Origin of the sequence: Bradyrhizobium sp. HKCCYLS3013 (assembly GCF_051167615.1) — a bacterium.
Lineage (GTDB): Bacteria > Pseudomonadota > Alphaproteobacteria > Rhizobiales > Xanthobacteraceae > Bradyrhizobium.
On the sequence record NZ_JBNPTK010000006.1, the window covers coordinates 146,793 to 170,237 of the forward strand.

Genomic DNA, 23,445 nt, shown 5'->3' on the forward strand with positions numbered 1-23,445 from the left:
CTCGTCAGTGCATCATAAAAGAATGGCACGCGCTGAGCTCGACAGCATCGTGACGATACAGGTCACTGAGCTTGATGATTCGCTGGTCCCAACCCGTCCCGTCCGGTCCCCAGGACGTGAACTGCAAGGGCGTAGAGAGCGGCCCGCTTCCGCGGAACGCCGCACTTTTCGCTAAGCCCCGGACGAATTCATATCCAGCTATGCGGTGGAGCTGATAGGAAATTCCGCGCCAATCAGAACACGCGCGACGGAACTCATCGTGCAGCTCGGGTACCCTCCACCAGCACCCGTCCAGGAAGGCTTGCGATAGCTCGGCGGTGTCGTCGATTGCTTTAAGTTCAAGGCGAAGCCGTTCAACCTGCTCCGGGTCGGCGGGATCGACGTACTCGACGTCGTCGTCATCGTCGTCGGCAAGGTCGTCACCGCGGTAGTAACCGTTCGGCCACGTCTCCATCAGATCGGCAACGCTCACCTCGGACACAGCCGGATCGGCAGGCTCAGCAGGGGCGCCGAGATCTGGATTTGCAGCTTCAGAGACCTTCGGCGTCGCGGCGATATTGGCGCCCTCATAACCCCAGAGTTCATACAAGCGATTGATTTTTCTTGCGATATCGGATTCGTCAGTCATTCTAGCTCTCGCGCGTTCGGGCCTCGGCACGTCATGCGCGGAGCACCCCTAATATATAGAGGAACAAAGAGCGAACTTCGAAAAAACGCATTATCACAATCGCGTGAATTGAATTTGCTGATCATTTAGAGGCCGGCCGGCTGATTACTTGGTTTGGATCTAGGATCGGATCACTTCTCGTCCCGTCAACCAACGTCAATTCCACCATCGGCTCGCTGAATCTCTCTCGCCACAACGGCGACAACAAAGAGAGAGACACATTGAGCAACACCAAACCCACAACACCAGCTGCTCCTTCATCGAGCGCCAGAAAGCGACGATCACGGTTTGCGCAGATCAACCGCATTCCCTGGATTCCGCAAAAACTTCTTCAAGAGCACGGCGGAGCGTGCGAGATCGATTCCCGATACAGAAAAGCTCAGCGCCTCCTGGCGGTATGGTACATGCGCGATCACGGGATCGAGCCTGGAAGCGCCGATGGTGAACGCGCGTCCTATCTTGCGTCACATCTGAGTGCTGACGCGGCAGACGCTGGCCTCAATTTCCATTCCCGAGAACTTCATCTACTCGCACTCAAAGAGCTTTTGCTCATGCGCGAGGAAGACGCCGCCGTCGATGAAGACCGGCTGCTCTCAAACCCCTTGAGTTCGATGCCGCTTGCCGTGAACCTCTTCGGTCCAATGGCTCTGAACACCAAATTCGGATCCAGGGTACTTCGTCAATTGCTTCCAGATTTTGTCCATTCGGTCCAGCGTGTCGTCTGGGAGCACAGCCCGGGACGCAAAGATCCTCGTTATCTCTCCGATCGGACGGCTTTCGATTTGGCCATTCATTGCACCACACCCAAAGGGGAGCCGGGTGTCGTCTATGTCGAAGTGAAGCTGAGTGAGGACTTGCTCGGACCAGTCGCGAGGTGGCGCGATCGGTACGACGAAGCTCTCCGCGAGGTCAAACTCTACAAAGACCCGGAGAGTCCCACTCTCCGTTCGGCTCCAATAGAGCAGCTCATGCGCGAGCATTGCCTTGCTACTTTGTCGGTTAAGAACGGCGCTGTCCCGCGCGCGGTCTTTATGGCCATCGGCCCACGCCTCAACCGACGGGTCCAAGCTTCGTTCAAAGTTTATGCGAATGAACTTCTGCCAGTTGATCCCACAGATCCGACGCGCGTCGAGTTCCGACACTTCACACTCGAAGCTGTCATCGACGCTATTGACGTCGCCGGCGATCGGGACACGGCCGACCGATTGTGGCGGCGATATTGCGACTTCCAGCGCGTCTATGATGCCGCCCTTGCGGTCATTGCGCCGAAGGCCGCCGTCAATGAGACGCCGGGTCCAGTCGCAGATTCATCCGGCGCCGCCGACAACGAGAAACGTCCTCGAATAGCGAGTCCTAGCGCCAAACGCGCTTCACCGGCTCACCCCACTAACGCCCCCGAAGCCGCGGAGACCGGCCATGACTGAGACAGAGCTGCTCACAGTGGAAGATCGCATCCGACTGTTCGCCAACGCCCTCGCAGACGAGCGCGATCACTTTCCTGTCGTCAAGCTCTTCACTCCTGACGCGGGCGCGACTTGGCTCCTCACCGAATGCGACATCGACGATCCGAACCGCCTATTTGGTCTCTGCGACCTTGGACTCGGCTGCGCAGAGCTCGGGTATGTGAGTCTCGCGGAAATCAAGGAGGTCAGGGGACAGCTAGGCCTTCCCGTGGAACGAGACCTTCATTTCACAGCGGACAAGCCGATTTCAGCATACGCCGCTGAAGCCCGAGCCAAAGGCCGCATCGTTGCCTAAGAAAAGGAAGCAGTGCAATCACCAGTGGGACCATGAGCCCCACTGTCAGCCTGCCTTCATCAATTTCTACGAATGCGCAAGCTGCGGGACCACGTGGGAAGACACATGGTCCTGCGGTTGCGACGACGCGTGCCCGAACTGCCGCGCAGATACGTCCCCGGTCGACTCTCAAGAGGTCGCAGCTTGCGCATGTGATTACCTCGGGCAGTGAGGCCCAACGTTGGCCGACCAAATGCCCGCACGTGCTCGTCAACCATGAATCGTATCAGAGCCATAAACGGAGAGTTTGATCATTCGCTCCACCAATGGCGCGAAAAAATGCGACTGCGAACGCGGACGAAGCGACTATATTTTCTTGCCCCACCCACCGCCGCCGCCCACCCCACCTACCTTCCCCTACCTTCCCCTACCTTCCCCTACCTTCCCCTACTTCCCCACCTTACCTTCCAACCCCAAGCTCCCTGCCCTTTACGCCCGAAATGGAAGCTTAAGGACGACGGCACTTTTGAGGGGCAAATTCGAAAGGCCAAGAAGGGCGCGCGGCAACCTTCCCCCATAGATGGATCGGGCGCACACAACATAACGATCCCTCCGCCGAATTCGCGAGAACCACAATCTGCGTGAGGAACGATGACTGCCCCGACGATCAACAATCCACGTTCGTGGAACGGTAGCGCGCTAGCCGGCGACTGGGCGGTGTCATTGAAGCTAGATGGCGTCCGCGCAATTTGGCACGACAAGCGCGGCTGGATAAGCAGAGCGAACAAGCCCCTGTATAACATCCCGCCGTGGCGAGATGGCGAACCAAGAGACTGCGAGGTCTTCGTCAACAGTTTTCGCGACACGATCCGCGCCACCCGGACCAGGTGCCTCAAACAAGACACGCCCGCAATCACACGACATCACCTCTATGGTCTCGCCCCGCTGGATCCCCGCCTTCGTTGGGGTACCTTGACGAATCCAACTCCCGTGGCCATCCGCGCCCAGCTCAAACGCGCCAACGCGCTCAACTATGAGGGTCTCGTACTTCGCAAGGCCGACGATTGGATCAAGATCAAGCCATTCGAGACCCATGACATCCTCATCACAGGGTTCTCAGAAGGGACGGGCAAGCACCGCGGCCGGCTCGGCTTCGTCACAACTAGGAGAGGTGCTGTCGGGGCGGGCTTCACAGATGCTGAGCGTGAATTTCTGTGGGCTGAAGCCAAGGCAGGGAGATTGGTCGGGCAAGTTATCGAGGTGAGTTGCATGCAATTCACCCCCAGCGGCCAATTCCGCCACCCGGTATTCGCCCGCATGCGCCCTGACAAGCTGCTTGATTGAGGCAAATCACGTAATCAGCGCGAGACTTTCGGAACAACATTCCTCTCTCAAAGCATGGCTCTAAATTCTAGCCATTCACTGTCACTCCGAAGATCCATAAAATAGCTTTCCATCCTCTGCAGCTTTCCGCAGAACTGCAACTTCGGATTCGTTTAACCGGCCCGCTATTGATCCAGCTTCCAGGGGCCAATCAAGTATCTGCTGCAGCCAGTGCAACCTCGAAGCCCTTACAATCCTTTTGGCTTCTTCCATACGTTTGCTCTTTTGGGCTTGCCTTTCTGTGGGCATCGATTTCTCCGTATTAGAGTTGATCTTCTGTATGGGATTCGAGCGTGCTTGGAAATGTGCAGTTGCCCTCAGCTCTCAATTTCAAAGATGCCCAGATGAACCAGAATTGAGCTTAGTGCGAATCTCCCTAGAGCAGCGGCTAGGGGTACCGTCACGTGAAGGGCTTTGGAAACGTGGCGTAGCCCGATGAAACCGCAAGGTGCGAAGCTCAAAGAGCCCCTTCCGGGGCTCTTTTCCTTAGACTACTTTTTTCCGCGCTTTCTTGGGAGGCGGCTTCAGAAACTCGGCAGCATCGACGTCCAGTACCTTTGCCAACTTTCCGATTATTTCCAGGCCTACGAACGTCCCACCCTTTTCCAGCTTGCTCATATACGTTCGATTCACGCCGGCCTCATAGGCCAAATCCTCTTGGGACAGTCCTTTGGCGTGCCGAAAGCGGCGCAGGTTCGCAGCAAAGACTTGGCGGAGGTCCATGCCTCAGCCAATCAAGGCACCGCTTATTAACCCACCGCTTTAAACAGACAAAATTCTGGACTTCGCGACGATAGAAACATTACAAACCAACAACCGAATCTAAACCACGCAGCGGGCTATCGAGACTGGGGGGCAATTTGACCGATACAGCGGCAAGCGACGAAGCATGGTTTTATGCACAGGCCGGCCAACGCAAAGGCCCCGTCTCAGCCGACAAGCTAAGCGAACTCTTGGCAGCCCAGACGATCGACGGCGAGACCCTGATTTGGCGCAAAGGACTGGCCGATTGGCAAATGCTTCGCACTACCGAAATCGGGGCGCAGCTCAAGGACACGCCGCCGCCGATCGCCCCGAACCATGTCAACAACGGCTTGGTATGGTCGCTCGCCTTCGCGCCGATCGCATATGTGTTCGTTAATGTCGGCCTGCTCAGCTACCAGAGCAGCCACCCGGCAGATGATACATTCTTCGAGGCGTTTCTATCTCCGCTCAGTTGGCTCGTTCCGGTGTTGACGAATGCAGTACTGTGCCTTGTCGATACAGAACAACTCAAGCGCGCCGGCTACAGCTCCGGTTGGCTGACGCTATTCGCCCTGCTGCTGGCACCCGTCTATCTCTTCGTGCGCGCGCAGCGCTTGCGCCAGACGCCGACCTACGGCTTTGCCTGGATAGCATCGTTCATCGTCTCGATCATTCTGCGGGCGGCGTGACATGCATCCGGGCTCTCAACCTCCATCGGACGACACCGCTCTCGTAATCTTCCTGGGAATAGGTTTTCTGATTGCCGGCATCATCTACATCGCGCCGAGCATCGTGGCCTTCCGGCGCAACCACCCGAACCGTTGGATCATCCTGGTCATCAACGTCGCTTTCGGTGGCACGATCATCGGATGGGGAATCGCCATGGTCTGGGCGATGCGGGCGGCTCACCGGGTGGGCTCCACCGGTAGCGGTGGCGAATCCGGCCTCAACCTGTTCATCAACGACGTGAAGAAGATTCAGGTCGTCGATCCACCACCCCTGCCTGCCACGTCTCCTGTGCAGGAGCTGGAACGCCTTCATGACCTTCTCGTCCGGGGCGCGATTTCCCAGCTTGAATTCGACGGCCTGAAGGCCAAGCTGCTGGGCGGTGTCTCGTCACAATGAGACGGTGCACCCTCATCGAGGCTTGAGCTATTCCGTCGAGGCATTTCACATGATGGGCTGGTCTATCGCTGCATTCACCCATCGCGGTCGCGTGCGTCCCGGCAACGAGGACACCGTTGCTATCGGTACTCGTATCCTGACCGACGACATGGACGCGCCACTGGTCATGAAGGCGCCGAGCGATAGCTGCCTCCTCCTGATGATCGCGGACGGCATGGGTGGCCACGCGCATGGCGCGATGGCCAGCCGAGCCGTGCTCGATTATCTGGTTGCTGGGATCGATCGGCTTTCAAATCCCGCCTCCTGCGCCGAAGCGATCGAGGAGGCCAATCAACACCTCTATGAACTCATGCAGGAGCACGAGGAAGCACTCGGCATGGGCTCGACGCTCGTGGGAGCCCTTTTGAAGGCCGACCAGCTGATCACTTTCAACGTCGGCGATAGCCGCTGCTACCTGTTCAGCGCGGGCCAATTGGTGCAGCTCAGCCACGACGATGTACCCGAAGGCGAGAGCAGCCACTTCGGTCCCCGCCGATCCCATGCCCTCACTCAGGCCTTGGGCGGCTCTTCGTTTCCCCTTGCCATCGAACCCCACGTCGCCGTTGACGCGCAGCTTGCACCCGGAGAGACGTTGCTCCTCTGCTCCGATGGTCTCACCGATATGATCGACGATCAGATCATCGGGCAAACGCTCAGCACAAGCAGCGAGCCAAACCGAGCGGTTCGTGATCTCGCTGGCAAAGCGTTCAGCGTCGGCGCACGAGACAACATCTCCCTGATCATTGCTCGCAGGGTCAATATCCCCCGTGCGTGACGCGAAACCCTTCTTCAACTCACCTGAAGGACTTCACCTTGCAAACCAAATTCTCAGCACCCATAGCAGCCGCCGTCGTGATCCTCGTCGCAATTAGCCTGGCGGGTTGCGGCACCGAAAACCTTTGCGCTAATCCGGAGGTTCTCAACACGGTAAAGAAGCTGTACGCGCAACGGACACTTGGACAGTTCATCGAAGCCCCGGAAGGCGCCTTCACGGCCCAAGACAGGAGCGCCACGCCCGTATCCGTCGACAACCAGAGCAAAATAGCCAAGTGCTCCGTGCTGATCAGAGCGGATGCCTTGGTACTAGCCAAGATGGTGCAGCGGAGCACCGACGAAGAATTGGCCCAGATGAAGGAGAACGCCGCGAAAAGAGGCGTGCCGACATTCGAGGATTTTCTCGTCAACTATCAGGTCCAGCCGTTGGCGTCGGGCCAGAACTACGTGACGCTGCTGCGGTGAGGCAACCAGGATGAAAGACCTCCTCATGGCGATGGCCGTGTCGGCCACGATGATCGTAGCGCCTTATCTCTCGGGGAAATATCCATGAAGCCACAAGCAATATTCGGAGCCCTTTTCGCAGTTGCTGGCTTCATCGCAGCGTCCCACGCCGGCACCAGCGGGCCTGGCGACCGTGACTTCGGCTCCTTCAATGTCTACGTCAAAACCACCAAGGGCTTCTACAACACGGGACTCCGGACCGTCGACTTCTCCAACACCTGCACCGACGGCAGTCTCGGGGCCATGTCGTGGTCTTCCGACAAGAACACCGCCGAACTCAATTGTACCGCGGCCTCCAGCAGCAACAATTGGGAATACTTCAACCACTTCACCTTCGAGCCGTCCGACAAGCTTGTTTTCGATCTCGTCGGCGCAAGCGATACCGGCTTCCAGCGTCCGGCGGACTTCATAGACAAGGTGTACCGTTCTCGCGTCGACCGTTATACCCGGACCTCAGTCAACATCCGCGACGAGCTGGGCCGGCTGGTCGACACTGGCAAAAATGTCAGAGACTTCCACACCGATTGCGCTCAGTTGAAAGGAAAGACCTTCACGCAGACGATCGATGCGGAGCACATCCAATTCAGCTGCAAGCGTACGCTGGACTTCATCGAACACCCGGCGACTAAGCCAGCCACCGTGACCTTCAACTTCCTTTTTAAGGACGACGGTAACCTCATTCTCCTTGAACGCGTCAACGTCAATGACCGCCCACAACTTCGGGCGGCGGACGTCGAATCCTTGATAGCGAACTTAAACACCAAACGGTGACCATCATGGAACCGCAAGTCCATTTGCGTCATCCTCCCTAACGAAACGAGGAAATACGAATATCGGAGCGACATTGACGGAATTCTGAAGAGAATCTGCCGATAAGGGAAAGCACTATGGGTCCGAGAAGTACTGTGTGCTCAACAAGGTCGTTGTCACTTTTGACACTCATTTGGTTCGCCTTTGTTTTCGTGCTTGGGATAATGAGCGGAAGGGTGGAAGCGGTCGCTGGTGAAGCTCGACTAAAGACCTTTACCTGCTCGGGCGAGCTTTGGAACATTTCGGCCGATTCAGCCGGCCCTCCATGGCTCGAAAATAGGGCATGGGATTTATCAGTGCTCGATCAGGAATGCGTCGAGTGAGAACGCGAAGCGGATTCTGTCTGTCTGCAATTTGAACGCTGACTGCTCAGTGAAAGTCGAGGTAAATGCTCAACGTCTTCGGAAGTCGGCAGCAGAGGGCGAGTGCGACGACGTGTGCATTTTTGAAGACGACAAGATCGTCTGGGTGAAGAAGGGGAGGGCAAGGAAGTGAAACGCATCATCATCAGCGCGCTAATCGCGATTTCCACCACTTCGGCTCAGGCAGACATCTACAACTATGTTTGCAAGGACCACGGAAAGTCTTTTCCGCTGAAGGTGGACGACGCACAAAACACCCTGGAATGGAAAGGGACCACCTACAGAATTAAGGAAAACGAAGATTGCGCCAAATTTGGTTGGCGCGCTGAAAAGGACGGCACCTATTTTGATTTCTGTACGGCCACGAAGGGCTACGCCGGCATTGAACAGAATGGCATTGAAATTCCGTGCGACTTCAAGCGGCGATAAGAGTTCAGCCTAATCCCGGCGCCCTGCATGGTCATCACACGACATGAGCGCGCAAGGCGGTGGTTCTCACCAAGCATATCGAGCGATTGCCCTTCCGGCATAGGATCGCGTCACGTCGGAGAACGCGCCTTCGAAAGTGGCCGCCGCCGACCAGCCGTTCAGCCACTTCATCTCGGCGGAGGCTGTGGCGAGCGCGGCGTCGGAGGCCTGTGCCGCGTCGTTGACCACGAAGCTCGCCCCGGGCAGTGCCTGGAACGTGGCCGCGAGCGAACGGTCCGGGTTGAAGTCGTGCGCCCGGGCCGCACGTCCTCGCAGCGTTAGGACGGCGTCCTGCATGGCGAAGGACTTGTCGCTGCGCAGGCCAAGCTCGCCGCGCGTGACGCAGATAGGCGCCGGCCTGGAACAGGTCGGAGCGGCCGGTGCCGAGGCCGAAGTCCTGACTAGAAGCCGCGCCACGGCGGGCGAGGACATGAGCCAAGCAGCACCAACTGTCAAATCATAGAAACAGAGTACCGAGTCTACTAAATCGTGCTTTAGCGGTACAATGAGCTGCAGGGTGCTCGCTCTGGGCACCGCCGTCGTCGGGAGCCGTCATTGGAAGCGAAGGGACCCACGAGTTCGGTCGTCACCGTCGAGGACTTCGCGACCTGCGATCCGGAAGGGCCGATCGCGGACATCGTTCATGTTGGCATGTCCGCAATCTCGACGGCGTACGCCTTCGCGTCGGCGACGGCCCAATCGCCTTGCAAAGAGGTGTATGGACTGCTTTCGGACGTCACCGGTATCCATCTCGATCCCGCGGATCGAGGCGAAAAGTGGAAGCGCAGCGCGCCTTTCGCGCGGCGGCGCCCCATCATGCCGGCCGAAGTCCGCGGCGAACAATCGGACGTGCTCGAGGCGATACTGCCCGGATTGCGGCACCCGGCGCTCCGGGCGCGCATCGCCGACGTCGTCTGGTCGGGCGATAAGCGACGTGCCGCTGCGGGCCGGATCGCCATCGACGCATACTGCGAGATCATCGAGAGATTGGCGGACGGCTCGCTGAAGGCCGTCGTCCCTGTGGAGGGAAGCGGCCTCATCGACGCGCACAAGCCGGCCCACCGGGCGCTACAGATCGCGTCGGCATTGAAGGGCAAGCGCTCGCCCATGCCTAATCGCGTAGTCTCCGCGTTGGCGGACGTCTATCGACAGGGCCTGCTGGAAGCGCAGCCCGTCATCTTCAGCAGGATGGCGCAGCTTCGCTTCGATTACGGCTTGGTCGGAGCCGCCGAGGCCGCCGCAGACCTCGAGGCGGTGGCGGCGGCGAGACCCGACATCTATCCGGATGCAATCCGTACGGCGCTCGACTTCGCTGGATCCCTGTACGCCCACATCGACGACCAGGAAGGCGAGCGGCGCTGCCGCATAGGAGCGGTGCGGCAGATGCTCCGGATGCGGGATACGTGCTCGCAGGCGAGCGCGAAGGCGTTCTGGGTGATGGAAGCGCTGCAGCGTCTTCACTCGATCCGTTCGGACGAGGCCGTTGCCCTAGAAGAGGCGCTCGAGGTCGAACTGCGCCGCCTGCAGCGCGGATCGCTGCGCGAAATGATGACCTTCACGGCCGATGTCGGTATCGCGGGAGAGCGCGAGTACATCGTGAGCCGCTTCGAGGGGATGGACCTTTCGACGTGCCTCAAGACGTTCGCGATGCTGGAAGGCTCGCCGAATGTCGAAGACCTCAAGAAGGAAGCCCTGCAGCGCGCGGAAAACGATCCTCTGATCGCCATGATGGCGGCGAAGCACGTGGACGACATGGGGCGAACCGTTGTCGACACGTCCGGCGCCGGCTCTGGCGAGCCCCCGGATGACTGGTTCGTTCACATGATCTCCCAGAGCGAGTCGCATCGTCGCGCCACGTTGGTCGCCAACCGCATCGAGCCGGTCCGACTGCATATCTTAGGCAGGGTAGACATCGAGGAGCGTCATTTCGGAGCGCTCGTGTGGAATTCGCCCTTCGTGCCCCAACTGCAGGCGCCTTTGTACGCCTTGGGCTTCGCCCGTTTTTTCCAGGGCGATTTTCCGTCGGCGGCCTACCTGCTCGTTCCCCAGTTGGAAGCCAGCCTGCGGCATGTCCTCAGGGCGCGAGGCGCCGATCCGACGAAACGTCGCGACGATGCGACGGAAGAGGACCGAAGCATCGATGCGATCTTTACGAATCATCGCGCCGAACTGCTTGCGATCTTTGGCGAACCGCTGCTCGAGGAGCTAAACCGCATCTTCAACGTTCAGCCCGGTCCGACGCTCCGCCACGACGTGGCGCACGGCCAGCTGTCCGCCGGCCAGTGCTATTCGCCGGACGTCGTGTATGCCTCCTGGCTGCTGTATCGCGTCTGCTGCCTGTTCGTTCTGCCGGTCTGGGACGAAGCGATCGCACCGGCCATCGCTGTCGAGGAGCCCGGGCGCTAGAGCCTTGGCGAACGCGCTCACCCCGAGGCCGTAACGCTGGTTCCCCGGTGCGATTCGGCGTATCCAGCAGCCATGGCCACCATTTCCGAACCCCTGTCCGAAACCGAGCGCCGCTCGGTCGTCATCGTGACCGCGCTCGATCTCGAGACGAAGGCGGTCCTTCGGCATTTGGTGGACTGGCGCGACGACGTCGTTGAACAGGGTACCGTCTTCTACACCGGCAGATTCCAGGAGTGGGACGTGGCCGTGGTCGAAACGGGACCGGGCAACGTCGGTGTCGCGGCGATAGCCGCCCGCGCATTCGGCCTTTTCCGGCCGGAAATCGCGCTCTTCGTAGGCATCGGCGGCGGCGTGAAGGACGTGGCGCTCGGGGACGTCGTGGTCGCCACCAAGGTATACGGCTACGAGGGCGGCAAGGACACCACCACCGGCTTCGCGCCGCGCCCGGACCTCCAGCACAGCGCCCACGCGCTCGAGCAACGGGCCCGCGCGGTGGCGAAGACGCCGAAGTGGTGCGACAGGCTGAATCCGGACCTTCCCGGGCCGGAAGGCCAGAAGCTGCGCGTCGGGCCGATCGCGGCGGGCGAGGTGGTCGTCGCGTCCAAGAAATCGGACACCGCGAAGTTCCTGAAGAAGCAATACGGCGACACCCTTGCGGTCGAGATGGAGGGACGCGGCTTTCTCGAGGCGGTACACATCCACTCGCTGCTCGGTACCGTCGTCCGCGGCATCTCCGATCTCCTGAGCAAGAAGACGGTCGCGGACCAGGCCGGCTGGCAGGAAAAGGCGGCCGATGCGGCGAGCGCGGTCGCTTTCGAGATCCTGGCGAGACTCAACAGGCAGAGCCCGGTGCCGTCGCGGACCGGCGGCACTCCGGTGTCGGATATCGCGAAAGCGGACGCGAAACCCGCCGAGACTCCGAGCAAAACGGCGGCGAGGGCGCATCGACCGCTAGATCCGACGGTGAATGAGGGAGCCTTCTACAGGCCCGGAGAGGTTCTGGCGCGGGTCGGCGTGCCCGACGTCGACGAGGTCGAATTTCTATTCGAGGCTCCGCCGGACGCGTACCTGCGGATCATCCCAGGCGCCGAATTGGCGGAGCCGATCGCCGTCGCCCATCTGAACGGCGTCGCGGGCTACGCGCCGCTGCTCAAGTCGAAGCAGTACGGCGCCTTTACATCGGTGAACCGCATGGGAGCGATGGCCTACGATCCCGGCGGCGCCTACCGCGGCGGGCGGGCACCGCTGCGCTGGGCCACGCAACTATTCCAGAACGGCGAGCTTTGGCTCGCGAGCAATACGATGATCGTGCGCGAGCGTGGCGGCCGGCCCGAATGGGTGCCGATCCCCTTCATTTCCGCCGTAAGTCTCGAAGCGATCTTCTTCGAGAAGGCCCACGCGGCGGTCGCGTTCGCCGTCCAACACCTGAGCCTGAAGTTTCCGTGCGAGGTGGAGATGGGGCTCGTCGGAACGACCGACGTCGCGCTTGCGGTCGATCAGGACCGAATGCCGCTGATCCGGAAGGAGAAGATCATCCTGCGGCAGGACCTCGCGGGCGAAGCGGGCGTCGAAGGCACGCTGCTGGCGTTCTTCGAGCAGGTGCACGATGCCACCGGATTCGCGAGGCCGGCCGCGTTGTTCGGCTTCCCGCCGGACAAGCCCAGCGCCTGAACGTCGCTAGGCGAACGACAAGTTGTGCCCGAAAGCGGGAACGATCCCTTCGGGCCCCGCCGATCTCATGCTCTCACTCAGGCCATGGGAGGAACCTCGTTTCTCGTCGAGGTCGAACCGCACGTCTCCGTCGACCCTCCCCTTGCACCTGGAGAGACTCTGCTTCTTTGCAGCGACGGCCTCACCGATATGGTCCTCAATCAGGTCATCGATGACAGCTTGAGAAATACCAAGACACCCCTTCAGTCCGCGCGCAAGCTCGTAGCCAAGGCGTTTGCCGCCGGAGCCCGAGACAACATTTCCTTAATCGTCGCGCGCCGTTCGGACGCACGAAACGTCCCATAGGGTCAGTTCGCAGGAGCTGCAGAATCAGCGCCTTTTTCGCCATCTCCTGGGCGCGGCTAGCAGCTTCGCTGTCGACCTCGGACAAGAGCCGTCTTGGCTAACCTGACGAGCGTTTGGACCGTCGGGGACGATCGGCCCGACATGAGCGCCCACCCCTGCATCTACCACCAAGGCCCCACGAGACAGGCCGCGCGTTGCGCCAAGCTGCCTGCAGTTCCAAGCCACGAGCGCTGTCGCTCCAGCAGACGGCTTTGCTGTCTAACGTCCGTTGAGCCGAACCAACACGTCCAAAACTGTCGTACAGAACCGATACACAAGCTCCACCAGGAGCTTGTGATGAAGAACACGATTATTGAACTTGGTATCTTAGCTTCAGCCGAAAGACCGCCCGGTTTTCTGCTCGAACCGTTTAAATGGGCAATCCCTAACCTCATAGCCATGCTTCGGGATCAGCCCGAATACCTATCAGATTTGATCCACCTCAGCCGAACTCGGATGCATCTGATCGGAACGGCCCTCGCACACGTTGAAGGCACGCCGAGTTCAGAGTTAGCGAGGGTGCTTTTTAGAGGATCAGCAGAAATGATCCTGGACGCGACCGTCGGTCACCAGCCATCGGGCCTTAAGCGTGCAGTGAGCGTGATGCCGAGTTTCCTGATGGAAGCGGAAAGCTACCGCGGGCTTGTAAAGCTTCTTGCTGAGCCGGATGCAGCGCGGCTGATCTTTCACACCTTCGAGATCCGTGATTCGACGATTAGGGCCATGCACGATGTTCCGGACGCGCTGCGCCGAGTCGTTTTCTCGATGCATGAAAATATCGGAGACATGAGCTCTTTCTCGCGAGGGCTACGATGCATCGCAATGCGTAGCGGCAAGCTAAGCTTCGATCAGCTTGTCGCTGAGCTGGCACGTGCCCGGCAGCCCAACCAACTGCTCGCAAAGCTGACATCCATCGTCGAAAGCCTGCCGCTGCCTGACGCTCTGCCGCCAGCTCGCGTGGAGCACGCGGAGCGCATTGATTCCGGACGTCAGCTACGGGCTCTTGGAAAAAAGTGGGGCAACTGTTTGGAAAGCTACGTCTGGAACGTAGAGCATGGCCAGTGTGCAATTTACCTTTGGCGAGATGCTGGCTTGCAAGCTGCCTGCTCCGTCACCCGAAGCGGTCGTCTCGGTTGGTTTCTGGACGAGGTTAAAGGGCCCGAGAACGCCGAGCTTGAGCCTCAAGACCACAATAAGATCCTCAGCGCATTCGAAGCTGTTCAGATTCCTTCTGAAGCAGTTATAAGTTCGATCGCGCAGATCGTTGCCAACGACAATCTGACTTGGAGACCCCGACCGCGACGCCGGCGCGTCAGAGGTGCTCCTCCGCCGGTCGAAATGTCGTTGCCGGATCTTACGTGAGCCCGCTTGGCGAATCCTGCTTCGCCCCCGTAATATCCTTCTCTGGGAAGGGCTCGGGGGCCAGAATGCGGTATGAGAAATTGGAGGCACTGCTTCGCGTCGCTCTTGACATGCGAGGCAGCGCGGAAGGAATTTCGCTCGAAGAAATTCAACAGAGCTATCGGGTCAGCCGCCGAACCGCGGAAAGGATGCGCGATGCCATCGAACGCGTATTCCCGCAAATGGAACAGGCCAATCCGGGAGAAGTACCTAAGCGATGGCGGATTCGTTCCGGGCCAATCGCGAACCTTGCTGGTATCTCAACTGAGGAATTGTCCGCTCTAACTACAGCCGCACTTCTAGCGAAGCGGGACAATGTCACGGATTTGTCGGCACGGCTTGAGACGCTCTCCGCGAAACTTAAATCCCTCATACGTCCCGACGCGGCACGACGGATTAGTCCAGATCTCGAGGCGCTAATGGAGGCGGAGGGAATCGCCCTGAGGCCAGGCCCAAGGCTAGCGATCCCGAATACCCTCCTTGAGGAGCTCCGCAACGCGATCCTCGCTTGTCGAAAGGTCCGACTTCACTATCGAGCAAGAGGGACCGGGAAACTGAGCCGCCAGTTGGTCTGTCCCTATGGATTTCTATACGGCAACCGGCACTATCTCGTCGCTTACAGCCTGAGCGAGGGCATTAGCAACTACCGACTATTTAGTCTGGCCAATATCGAAAAGGTCGAAGTTCAGGAAGCGCCGTTTCGCAGACGAAAGGATTTCGCCCTACAGAAGTTCGCGGAGCGATCGTTCGGCGTATTTCAGGAAGACCCTATTGAGGTTGCATGGCGGTTTACCCCGCAAGCAGCGGCCGATGCGCGTCAGTATCTTTTCCACCCGACACAGGCTTTTGAGAACCAAGATGATGGCTCACTTCTGGTCCGATTCCGTGCCGGCGGAGCTTTGGAAATGTGCTGGCACCTTTTTACCTGGGGTGACCAAGTGCAGATCATTGCGCCTAGGCAGTTGCGAACGCTGCTACGACAGCAACTGCAAAAGGCAACCAGAGGTTAGCCACCGATCAACAAGCTAGCTTACGTGCTCGCCAGTGCCCTCATTCTCGTCTTCAAACATGCCGTCGGCGATGTAGCGATTCTTAAGGATGCCGTTCGATAAGCAACGTTTTCGGGAGAGCAGGCGTCCTCTCCAGCCTTCTTATTGAGGCCTATTCGTGGCCCAATGAATAACTGCTCATTGCGCGAGGGCGTCTCGACCAATCTCAAAAGCCCAGAGCCAATTTGGCTTCCGTGGATTGATTGCTGAATGATCCGCTTTTCATCCGCAGACCAAGTGTTGTTCGTCCTTTCCCGGTTGACGTTCGCTCCCCGCACAATTCGCTGGAAGACCCAGCGATGTTCATTATCCAACTCACGTATCAGCAAGCCACCATGCCGGTCGCTCGAGCCGCAAGTAATGTCGATCCCCGAATAAAACGGCGCCCGGGCTCCACTATCGTGAACATACCATGTTCCGGATTCGAGCTGAGCGGGCGCACCGTGCGTGTACGGATCCTGCCAAATATCCGATGCACGGCCGGTGTGAAGATACAACTCAAGAGCGGTAATACGCCAAGGCCGCTCCCGGTCACCGTAGACAAGCTCATGTGAGCACATGATCCGCCGCGCGACTTCGATGAACCTACTCGTTATCTCCTCAAGATTCTGAACGCCCTGAAATCCCTTCTCTTTGAGAAAAGTCGTGACTGTCTCAACCATCGTAAGGTATTGCCCCTTTCAGGCCGGCATCGGTTGGGCAAGGCAATGAATACCACCGCCTCCCTTTCCGATCGCGTCGATTCGTAAAAGAATAGTCTTGCGTCGAGGAAATGCTTTAGCAAGCGCTTTGCCCGCCAGTTCATCTCGTTCGCTATCGCCGAACACCGGACCGATCACTGCACCATTGGCGATATAGACGTTTAGATAGCTGGCAGCGAAACTATCGGGATATCCCTTCAAGTACCGCTTCCGTGGCGCGAGCACCCGCTCCACTTTCAACTTGCGCCCGTGGCTCGTCCTCGCCTGTTTCAGGAGACGCACGTCGTGCTCGCGCCAGAAAGGCGGTTCGCTATCTGGATCGTCGATACTTTCGACTAAGACTTTGTTTCCTGGAGCACAGAGGACATATCCGTCGATATGGCCGCTTGTGATCGGCTCGGAGGGATCCCCCTCGAGCCAAATTGTCCTGTGAATACCCAATTTCTTGAATTCTGACACGATGGCCAGTTGCCGATCGGCCTCCCCTCGCAAGGGATTGCGGTTTGGATTGAGCAGACAGCTCCGCGTCGTGATCAGCGTGCCGCGTCCATCGAATGCGAGCGCGCCGCCCTCAGCGACAAACGACGTTTCGACGCGCGGGACGCCAAAAATTGAAGCTGCGGACATAGCGAGTCGGTCACCAGCCCGCGCAGCGCGCTCGGGCGTACCGCCCCAGCCGTTAAAATTCCAATCAATTGCCACGACCTGTCTCTGACCGCGATCAGTATGGATAGCGAAGGTCGGCATGATGTCTCGCATCCAGAAATCATCCACCGGCGCTTCAATGACGGTAACGGCCGAACAATCCGAAAACCGCTTGCAAGCTTCGCGAAATGCGTGGCCGGGCGGGGCGAGCAGACTGACCGGCTCGAAGCGAGCGATCGCGTGCACGACTTTAGTCAAATCGCGCTTTATTCTGGCGGCGTCGCGAGCGCTCCACTCGCGATGAACTGCCCAAGCCATCCAGCAACACTCGTGGGATTCCCATTCGGCTGGAATCCGTATGCATGCCTTGCGAATCTTGTCTTGGGCCATTGGAAGCAGCTGAAGTCCTGAAGAGAGGCGAAGTTTTCCACCGCAGCACGTCAGATTTGGACGCACTTAACCCTTCTACCTGAGGCTTCCTATTGGCAGGGCTTCTAGGATGAGGAATAGTGCTTCGAACAATTGATTTTCTATGACTTCTTTGCCGGGTGGGGCTCTTGTGAGCGCAATATTGCCAACGCGCCGTACCATTGTCGTCCACACAAATTTTGCAGCCCACATGGCCCGGGTGGCGGCCGCGCGGCGGGGAGAAATCGGGCTGCAGATCATGAGCATGGGGCAAGTTGCCGGACGGCTTGCGGGCGGCTTCCTTGGGCCTATCGATATCGATGCATTGCGTGAAGCTGTCCGAAACGCGTTGCCCACCATCTCTCTCGGTGAGCTTGAGCCAATAAAGAGCCTGCCCGGGATGGTCCGAGCCGCCGTCGGCACTCTCGACAAGATCTGGCGGGCGGATATCGATCTCTCCGCCTCCGAGCACCCTCGCCTACAGGCGTTGGCCGCTCTAGAATCCGAAGTCTTGCAGCGGCTGCCATCTTCGATGAGGACACCGCGGGCATTGGTTGATCTCGCGCTCAACCGGCTTATCCATGCCCACGCTGTCTTGGGCCCAGTCGAAATTCACAGCCATAGTGAAATGCCGGCTTGCTGGCGCCGATTGCTTCTCGCGGTTGCGAATTGCGTGCCCGTGGTTTGGGTAGCTGGTCCGCGGTTGGTTCCGGATTGGGTCATCGGCAAGAACATCGAAATCCGACAAAGTCCGCCATCCGGAATTGCGCCAGATGTTTACTCTTGCGCCACGCCGCAGCACGAGGTTTTGGAAGCCTTTCGATGGATGCGATCGCTCCTTGCTGACGGCAAGGCAAAGCCGGAAGATATTGCCATAGCAGCCGCGAGCCCCGCCGACTACGACGACTACGTCTCGGCGCTATCTCACGATACGAACATTCCGATTCACTTCGTGCGAGGCATCCAAGCCGTCGCAACCCCGTCAGGTCAAACCGCTGCAGCGTTGGCTGACGTTCTCGTGAACGGGATTTCCCAAGCGCGTGTTCAGCGTTTGCTTCGCCGGCTGGATGGCACCGAATGTCTTGCCGGATTACCACGGGACTGGACCCGCGTTCTTCCTGCCGATGCCCCTCTTTCAACTCTCGAACGCTGGAAGCAGGCGTTCTCCTCAGTTGAGCCTGCCGCTTGGCCGGGTGGGGTCGACCGGTCCAAGACGGTGCTTGACGTGTTGCAGATTCTTGAAAAAGGCCCCGCGGGAGCCCGGGAAGCCGGAGAAAATCTGCTCCCAAAATTGCCTTTGAAGCTCTGGCAGCTCGCACTTGAGGATGGGCCGGCCACAGCACTTCCCGTTACCCTTACTCGGCTTCGCATTGCCGACGATCTCGAACCAGCTTCGCACCCAATTTGGACACCGGCGATTTCACTTGCGGCCTCCCCCCGACCTTTCGTTCGCTTGCTCGCACTGAATGCCGGTCGGTGGCCGCGTCGAATTTCAGAGGATCGCCTCATCCCCGATCACATCATTCCGATCGAGGATCTGGACCCACTACCCGTGTCACAAGCGGACCGCAGTGATTTCGCGACCATTGTCGCCAGCGCTACCCAAGCAACGATCTCCTTCAGCCGGCGTGACGTCGAGGGACGCCTGTTGGGGCGTTCGCCTTTAGTCGGCGAGTTCGAGGAGGCCTACCTAAGTTACGGCAGGGTCCCGGAACATGCCGCAAGCGAGCCAGACCGTTTAACCGCTCGGCCGACGGAATTCCGAGCTACACCGACGGCGCGGTCCGGGTTAGCTGCGTGGCAAGATTGGTATAGGCGCCAAATCAACTCGCACGACGGCCTTGTTCGCCCAAAGCACCCGCGTCTCTATAAGGTATTTCAGCAGCCCATGTCCGCGACTTCGTTGCGGATGTTATTGCGAGATCCTATTCGCTTTGTCTGGCGATACGCTCTGGGATGGCGTCAACCGGAGGAGACCGACGAACCGTTCAGCGTGAATCCCCTGACGTTCGGCCTTCTTGTTCACGAAACCCTCCAGATCGCCGTCGGCACGCTCGAGACGAATGGCGGGTTTGGAAAAGCCAAACTCGACGATGTCACCAAAGCCATTGAGGAAGCGGTTAGTGCGACGGCCGCGAAATGGGAAACCGAGCAACCTGTTCCGCCTCCAATAATCTGGCGGAATGCCACGGAGGCAACCCGCAAGGTAGCGACAGCGGCTCTAACTTATCGTCTGGATAGCTTGCCAGATCAAAAGAGCTGGACCGAAATTCCATTCGGAATGGCAGATGGCCGCAGCCGCAGTCAGCTCCCGTGGGACCCATCGCTATCTGTTGAAATCCCAGGAACGGGAATCATCATCCAAGGTCAGATCGATCGGCTGGACTTGTCGGGCGACAAGCGCCAGGCAAGGGTCATCGACTACAAAACTGGGCGTCTGGCCCGGGACATGGCGGATGTGGTGCTCAAAGGCGGCACTGAGCTGCAGCGCTGCCTGTACGCCTTTGCCGTCCGAACGCTGCTTAATCCGAAAGTAAAGGTCGAAGCAGCTCTGCTCTATCCGAAAGCAGCCGACGGGGAGCAGGCATTGTTTCCGCTTAGCGATATCAATGGAGCTCTGGATACGCTGGCTACGGCCATAGCGTGTGCGCGGGCCAGTCTTGAAAAGGGGCTGGCGCTTCCTGGTATCGACGCGGACGACAGCTTTAACGACTACTCTTTCGCCCTACCTGCCAACCCGAGCTATTTGGCCCGCAAGCGCCCTATTGCCGATAAGCGGCTCGGTGACGCCATCAAGATCTGGGAGGCGCCATGATGAAGGGACGCGAACTTCCGGATTTAGCTGTCCGTACTGAGGCCCTGACGCACATCGACAGGTCCATGTTGGTGGAGGCCGGCGCGGGCTCAGGTAAGACGTCGATCATGGCCGGGCGCGTAGCGTACTTGTTCGCTCAGGGCGTGAGCCCCAAGAACGTAGCGGCGATCACATTTACCGAGTTCGCTGCAAGCGAATTGCGAATCCGCATTGAAAGGTTCGTTAGCTCGCTTTCGATCGGCGAGGTTCCAGACGACATTGCGAGGGCCTTCCCCAGCGGGGTATCAGATAGTCAACGTCGGAATCTGATCTGCGCGAAGCAATCCCTCGATGAGCTTCTCTGCACCACCATACACGGGTTCGCGCAAGTTCTGATTAAGCCCTACCCGGCAGAGTCAGGAATAGATCCTGGCGCCGAGATCGTCGATCCGACCGAGGGAGACCTCGCCTTCAACGAGCGATATCTAAATTGGCTTAAAGAGCACCTCTCAGGCGAACGCGACGACGATATAGTCGCCGAACTCGTGATTGCTGACGAGTCTCGCGGCCTACGCGTTATTCGGAGCATTGCAGATTTCCTGAGAAAGAATCGTGATGCCAGGCTCCCAAATCACGCTTGGTCAACCTCCCGTGCCAAAAAGCTGTCAGCGGCAGCCGCGGCTTTTGAGAGGGAGATGGCTCAGCTCGAGTTTCAGGAAGAACAAACCGGCCTAGCGTGCGCAGCATTCATCGAAATGGTAGATGCGCTCGGCGGCACTGATCTACTAGTCACCAAGCCTCACAGTCGTGCCCTTGTTCAAGCCGCGATCATTCCTCGGCATGTTGCCTGTTTCACGCAGAGCGGCGGAAAAAGACAGCTGAGAACAAAGGGCGCTTGGGAAAAAGCTGCAGCTGCTGCAGGCAAGAGCAAGGCTCACGGGACAATGGCCTTTCAGGCCTGTGCAGCCAGGTATGACGCCTGTCACCAGGCGCTCAGTGAATTGATGGCTATGGTGGCCGGCGAGCTTCTGGCTCGTGTTGTCAGCACGATGGACCGGCTCTCCGCTGAGTGGCGCGAGTACAAGCGCTCTGCCGCGCTGCTTGATTTCGACGATCTGTTGAACACGGCCAAGGACCTTCTGGTCGCTAACGAAGATGTGCGGACGGCGCTTGGGAGGCGTTATCGGCACGTCCTGGTAGATGAATTTCAGGACACAGATCCGCTACAACTCGAGATCCTGTGGCGCCTGTGTGGCGATCCCGCAATTGATGAAGACGGGGATCCTCTGACCAGAACCCTTCGCCCGGGCTCCCTTTTTCTTGTCGGCGACCCGAAGCAGGCCATTTATCGATTCCGCGGCGCGGACGTAAACGCCTATCTTCGGGCACGAGAGGCAATCGGCAATCCATCGGTGGTCAACATCGTTGCGAACTTTCGCTCGGTTGAGCCAATTCTCTCATTCGTCAACAAAGCGTTCGCAAGCCCACTCTCCACGGCAGCAGGGCAGCCCGGTTTTACAGCTCTGGCAGCTACCCGCCTTCCAGAAAAGAATACGCTGACGGTCGCGGCACTCGATATTGCGGTCGAGGCTGGCGAGGATAGTGCCGAGCAATTGCGTGATGCAGAGGCGGACCGGGTCGCGGAGCTCTGCTCAAGAATAGTTGGCAAGCTCAAGATCAGAGATAAAGGGGAGTTACGGCCTTGCCGATTCGGAGATATTGCGCTTCTCGCCCCGGTAGGAACCGATCTCTGGCGGTTTGAAGAAGCGTTAGAACAATGTGGAATTCCAGTCTCAACACAAGCTGGAAAAGGGTTCTTTCGACGACAAGAAATTCAGGATCTCATCGCGTTCACTCGCGCGATCGCGGATGCACGCGATACCCTCGCCCTAGGGGCGCTATTGCGCGGTCCGTTGGTTGGATTATCGGAAACTGAGCTGCTCGATATCGCCGACGGTCTTCCCACCGACCCCAATCGCTCCGACCGCCTTCCAAATCTCTCGCTTTGGACCGAGCCCGACAACATCAATCACGAGTTGGCGCGCGACGTAATCAAGGTCTTACAATCTCTCGCGCGAAGAGCGCGTTCGACCACACCCTACGCACTGCTTTCGGATGCGGTCAGCTTGCTTAACGTCCGCGCCCATTTCCGTCACCGGTTCCCCGCCAGCGCTGATCGTGTTCTCGCGAATCTGGATTTATTCCTCGAGATGTCGCGCCCGTACGATGTACGCGGATTGCGTGCTTTCACGAGAGACATGCGTGCAAATTGGGAGGAGCAGGTTCTCCAGGTTGAAGGGCGCCCGGACGCCGAAGAGCAATCCGTTGCTTTGATTACCGTTCATGCGGCGAAAGGTCTCGAATGGCCTATCGTGATTCCCATCAACATGACTGGAGCACCCAAATCCGAAACTGGTCTTATGCACGATCGCCGATCAAGCGAGTTCTCGACCCCGGTGTTAGGAATTGAGCCGGCCAGCTACGCTCAGCTTAAATCCTGGAATGAGGTTGAGTTGGCTCGCGAACGCGTTCGGCTCTGGTACGTTGCCACGACCCGAGCTCGAGATTTGCTCGTCCTGCCGCGGCATTCTGCACGGCTATCCGATAAGTCGTGGGCGCGGCTCGTCGACCTTGGTCTTACGGCTTTGCCGGCGATTGAACCAAGCGATCTCGGCACCGAAATAGCGGCAATAGATACCCCTGAAGAAAACAAGCAGAACGCTGAGGTGTTCAGAGAGCAAGCCGGCAAGATTTCAGAGGCCTACCACACAATCATTTGGAGTCAGCCGAGCCGTCATGAGGTCGAGGCTTTGCATCAGGTTGAAGAGGAACGGATTTTTCTTGATCCGGAGCAGGTCGATGGCACGCTAGAACCAATCGAGGTGCTCGGTAGCCCTACTCGCGGCACCATACTGCACAAGCTCATGGAAGAGGTGTTGACGGGAGAAACATCAGAGAGCCCGCAGGAGCTTGAGCGACGTGCGATTGAACTGTTGGCTCAGTTGGGCGTGAGTGCATCGGAAGATCCAAGCGTTGGCATTTCGCCAGCAGAACTCGCATCAACTATTCTTCGAACGCTGCGGATCCCAGAGATTGCAACCTTGCGTCCACATCTGGTACCGGAACAGACGGTGCTAGGTCGCCAGTATGAGGACGGAAAGGAAATTCTTGTCTCCGGGATAGCGGATGCGCTGTCCCGTGACGCTAACGGAAACATTGAGGCAGTTGTGGACTGGAAAAGCGATGTCAGTTTGAGCGCTTCCGCACCTGCGGCCTACCAAGAGCAACTTAGGGCCTATCGCAGGTACACGGGCGCAAATCGTTCACTGCTCGTTGCGATGACTACGGGTACGGTCTTCTCCGACTAGGGACG

General features: G+C 58.7%; 19 protein-coding genes and 1 pseudogene. 17 read left to right on the plus strand and 3 right to left on the minus strand.

The window, feature by feature from the left end; genetic code table 11:
* Positions 1–4: 4 nt before the first annotated feature.
* Positions 5–628: a hypothetical protein gene (locus ACQR1F_RS13520; RefSeq protein WP_434913243.1), complete on the minus strand. Its 624-nt coding sequence runs from the start codon at positions 626–628 to the stop codon at positions 5–7.
* Positions 629–888: 260 nt separating this feature from the next.
* Here ACQR1F_RS13520 and ACQR1F_RS13525 point away from each other — a divergent pair, with 260 nt between their 5' ends.
* The 10 genes from ACQR1F_RS13525 to ACQR1F_RS13570 all read left to right on the plus strand — a co-directional run bounded on the left by ACQR1F_RS13525 (position 889) and on the right by ACQR1F_RS13570 (position 8,574).
* Entirely contained in the window at positions 889–2,091 is a 1,203-nt protein-coding gene (locus ACQR1F_RS13525; protein ID WP_434913245.1) for a PGN_0703 family putative restriction endonuclease, read from the plus strand.
* Complete coding sequence (locus ACQR1F_RS13530; protein ID WP_434913247.1) at positions 2,084–2,425, plus strand: DUF2958 domain-containing protein; 342 nt, start codon at positions 2,084–2,086, stop codon at positions 2,423–2,425. The genes ACQR1F_RS13525 and ACQR1F_RS13530 overlap by 8 nt, the downstream gene beginning before the upstream one ends.
* A gap of 630 nt (positions 2,426–3,055) precedes the next feature.
* Positions 3,056–3,748 (plus strand): hypothetical protein, encoded by a 693-nt coding sequence (locus tag ACQR1F_RS13535; protein ID WP_434913249.1) that lies wholly within the window; start codon positions 3,056–3,058, stop codon positions 3,746–3,748.
* Between the two features lie 474 nt (positions 3,749–4,222).
* Positions 4,223–4,540, plus strand: coding sequence for a hypothetical protein (locus ACQR1F_RS13540; protein ID WP_434913250.1), 318 nt, complete (start codon positions 4,223–4,225; stop codon positions 4,538–4,540).
* A gap of 107 nt (positions 4,541–4,647) precedes the next feature.
* A complete protein-coding gene (locus ACQR1F_RS13545; protein ID WP_434913252.1) occupies positions 4,648–5,220 on the plus strand; it encodes a DUF4339 domain-containing protein in 573 nt (190 codons plus the stop codon).
* A 1-nt stretch (position 5,221) separates the two neighbouring features.
* A complete protein-coding gene (locus ACQR1F_RS13550) occupies positions 5,222–5,656 on the plus strand; it encodes a superinfection immunity protein (protein WP_434913254.1) in 435 nt (144 codons plus the stop codon).
* Positions 5,657–5,678: 22 nt separating this feature from the next.
* Positions 5,679–6,470 carry a PP2C family protein-serine/threonine phosphatase gene (locus tag ACQR1F_RS13555; protein WP_434913256.1) on the plus strand — a complete coding sequence of 264 codons (792 nt, stop codon included), beginning with the start codon at positions 5,679–5,681 and terminating at the stop codon, positions 6,468–6,470.
* Positions 6,471–6,508: 38 nt separating this feature from the next.
* Positions 6,509–6,934 (plus strand): hypothetical protein, encoded by a 426-nt coding sequence (locus ACQR1F_RS13560; RefSeq protein WP_434913258.1) that lies wholly within the window; start codon positions 6,509–6,511, stop codon positions 6,932–6,934.
* Between the two features lie 84 nt (positions 6,935–7,018).
* Entirely contained in the window at positions 7,019–7,744 is a 726-nt protein-coding gene (locus tag ACQR1F_RS13565) for a hypothetical protein (protein ID WP_434913260.1), read from the plus strand.
* Positions 7,745–8,274: 530 nt separating this feature from the next.
* Positions 8,275–8,574: a hypothetical protein gene (locus tag ACQR1F_RS13570; RefSeq protein WP_434913262.1), complete on the plus strand. Its 300-nt coding sequence runs from the start codon at positions 8,275–8,277 to the stop codon at positions 8,572–8,574.
* Between the two features lie 66 nt (positions 8,575–8,640).
* Here the strand turns inward: ACQR1F_RS13570 and ACQR1F_RS13575 are convergent.
* Positions 8,641–8,952 (minus strand): annotated as a pseudogene (locus ACQR1F_RS13575) (autotransporter outer membrane beta-barrel domain-containing protein); the annotation flags it as partial.
* 216 nt (positions 8,953–9,168) lie between these two features.
* Between ACQR1F_RS13575 and ACQR1F_RS13580 the strand changes: the two are divergent.
* The 5 genes from ACQR1F_RS13580 to ACQR1F_RS13600 all read left to right on the plus strand — a co-directional run bounded on the left by ACQR1F_RS13580 (position 9,169) and on the right by ACQR1F_RS13600 (position 15,485).
* Entirely contained in the window at positions 9,169–11,019 is a 1,851-nt protein-coding gene (locus ACQR1F_RS13580) for a DUF7380 domain-containing protein (RefSeq protein ID WP_434913263.1), read from the plus strand.
* Positions 11,020–11,091: 72 nt separating this feature from the next.
* Positions 11,092–12,690, plus strand: a complete 1,599-nt coding sequence (locus tag ACQR1F_RS13585) for a hypothetical protein (RefSeq protein WP_434913265.1) — start codon at positions 11,092–11,094, stop codon at positions 12,688–12,690.
* A gap of 84 nt (positions 12,691–12,774) precedes the next feature.
* The gene (locus ACQR1F_RS13590) at positions 12,775–13,035 is read left to right on the plus strand and encodes a PP2C family protein-serine/threonine phosphatase (protein ID WP_434913267.1); all 261 of its coding nucleotides are present in this window, start codon (positions 12,775–12,777) and stop codon (positions 13,033–13,035) included.
* Between the two features lie 336 nt (positions 13,036–13,371).
* Positions 13,372–14,436 carry a hypothetical protein gene (locus ACQR1F_RS13595; RefSeq protein WP_434913269.1) on the plus strand — a complete coding sequence of 355 codons (1,065 nt, stop codon included), beginning with the start codon at positions 13,372–13,374 and terminating at the stop codon, positions 14,434–14,436.
* Positions 14,437–14,501: 65 nt separating this feature from the next.
* Positions 14,502–15,485 carry a helix-turn-helix transcriptional regulator gene (locus ACQR1F_RS13600; protein ID WP_434913271.1) on the plus strand — a complete coding sequence of 328 codons (984 nt, stop codon included), beginning with the start codon at positions 14,502–14,504 and terminating at the stop codon, positions 15,483–15,485.
* Positions 15,486–16,204: 719 nt separating this feature from the next.
* Here the strand turns inward: ACQR1F_RS13600 and ACQR1F_RS13605 are convergent.
* On the minus strand, positions 16,205–17,260 hold the full coding sequence (locus ACQR1F_RS13605; protein ID WP_434913273.1) for an agmatine deiminase family protein: 1,056 nt from the start codon (positions 17,258–17,260) through the stop codon (positions 16,205–16,207).
* Positions 17,261–17,489: 229 nt separating this feature from the next.
* On the opposite strand from ACQR1F_RS13605, the gene ACQR1F_RS13610 reads away from it, so the two are divergent.
* Positions 17,490–20,093: a PD-(D/E)XK nuclease family protein gene (locus ACQR1F_RS13610; RefSeq protein WP_434913275.1), complete on the plus strand. Its 2,604-nt coding sequence runs from the start codon at positions 17,490–17,492 to the stop codon at positions 20,091–20,093.
* The gene (locus tag ACQR1F_RS13615; protein WP_434913277.1) at positions 20,090–23,440 is read left to right on the plus strand and encodes a UvrD-helicase domain-containing protein; all 3,351 of its coding nucleotides are present in this window, start codon (positions 20,090–20,092) and stop codon (positions 23,438–23,440) included. The genes ACQR1F_RS13610 and ACQR1F_RS13615 overlap by 4 nt, the downstream gene beginning before the upstream one ends.
* Positions 23,441–23,445: the final 5 nt, after the last annotated feature.